Here is a 1,752-nt window from a genome sequence, read left to right as displayed (position 1 = left end):
TTTCATAGTGTGAGGTTTTAAAATTACACTGATGAAGGTAATTCAAATTATGATATGCGTAACATTTGAAAAATAAAAAAAGCAGGACGATGTCCTGCTTTTGTAAAAATGTTTAAATAGGGTTCTAGAAAGAAAATCCTGCTGAAAGCTGTATTACACTATTACGTTGTTTAAAAGCTTCAATATCAAATGGGCCAAAATCGCCTTCAAAGTCGTCTTCATTAGTAACATCTGAAATACCTATTACATAACGAGCGCTGAAAAATAAGCCATTGGTCAATCTGTAAGATCCACCAAAACCGAAACTAATATCAAGTGTTTTATATAAGTCTTTAACATCATCATCTCCAGATTCGTCTCCTCTAAATCCAGAAACCTCATACTCATTTTGTGCAGAAATTAAAACTCCAAATTGGGGACCTGCCTCAACACTTAGTCCATCAATAATATAATATTTCGCCATAATGGGAATATTAATGTAATCCAATTTAAGTTTTTCTTTACCAATAACTATACTATCGCCAAAACTATCGTCATATTCTGATTTTGCACCTTGTGAGGAATATAAAAGCTCTGGCTGAATGGCAAATTTTTCGGAAATCGGAATTTCGACCAAACCACCTATGTGAAAGCTTGTTCTTCCATCATAATCATCGGTAAAATCGCCACTTATCGAGGCAAAGTTAACACCTCCTTTAAATCCAATACGAAATTCACTCTGAGCACTTGCCGCAGTGAAGGTCAACGCTGCAATAGCCACAAGTAGTAATATTTTATTCATAATTAAAAAGTTTTGAGATTAGTGGGCTAAAAATAGCTAAAACTTTTAAAAACAACAAATTAGTCGTTAAAGAGGAGAAAAAAAAAGCAGAAGAGTTATCTTCCGCTTTTCTACTATACACTAATATTTCTTTTAATTGAAGAAATAACCAACTGAAACACTAATAACTGAATTTTTGGCGTCGAAACTTTCACCATCAAAATCTTCAAAAACTGAGGTGAACCCAGTAACATATCGAGCTTGGAAAAATAAATTTATAGGAAGGATATATTGAGCTCCTATACCAACTCCTATATCAACAGTTTGAACCCCCTCTGCGTCTTCTTTCTCACCGTCAAAATCTACTTTACTGCTTATGTTAAATCCTACTTGTGGGCCTGCTTGAAGGCTAAATCCTTCTGCTAAAGTAAAATCAGCCATAATTGGTAAATTAATATAATTAAGGTTTACTTTTAAATCATCGTCAAGAGAATATCCTTGTAAGGAATAAACAAGTTCAGGTTGAACTGCAAACAATTCTGAAATACCAATACGCGCTACGGCACCTATATGGAGCCCTGTAAGCATATCAACATCGTCCACATCGCTTCCATTTAAAGAGGCAAGGTTTACACCAACTTTAGCTCCAAAACGTACATTTTGTGATTGAACTGCTGTAAAGGACAAAGTTGCTAATGCAACAAAAAGTAATAATTTTTTCATATATAAAGGTTTTAATGTTAAACGAAGCAAATAAACAACAAACCAGTATTCTTTCCAATGATAAAACTCATATTCTCTAACTTTATAAAAAAAGCCATCCTTTATCAGACAGCCTTAATAATAAATTTATGCTTTTCTTAAATTAAAACGAATATCCCGCTGATACTTGAAAAACATTGTTTTGGTTTTTCCCATTATAACCATCGATGTCGTTAACATCCAACAATCCCTTATTATAACGAAGGCTAAAGAAAACCCCCATATTTAAG

The 1,752-nt window shown here is 33.4% G+C and carries 2 protein-coding genes; both read right to left on the bottom strand.

From position 1 onward, the window contains the following. Positions 1-124 precede the first annotated feature (124 nt). The gene (locus ESV24_RS15150; RefSeq protein ID WP_111816064.1) at positions 125-781 is read right to left on the bottom strand and encodes a porin family protein; all 657 of its coding nucleotides are present in this window, start codon (positions 779-781) and stop codon (positions 125-127) included. A 132-nt stretch (positions 782-913) separates the two neighbouring features. Then, a complete protein-coding gene (locus ESV24_RS15145) occupies positions 914-1,483 on the bottom strand; it encodes a porin family protein (RefSeq protein WP_111816065.1) in 570 nt (189 codons plus the stop codon). Positions 1,484-1,752: the final 269 nt, after the last annotated feature.

It is taken from the genome of Aequorivita lipolytica, from assembly GCF_007997135.1.
Classification (GTDB): domain Bacteria; phylum Bacteroidota; class Bacteroidia; order Flavobacteriales; family Flavobacteriaceae; genus Aequorivita; species Aequorivita lipolytica.
The sequence above is the reverse complement of the archived record's forward strand: the minus strand, read 5'-3'. Positions and strand labels throughout refer to the sequence as shown.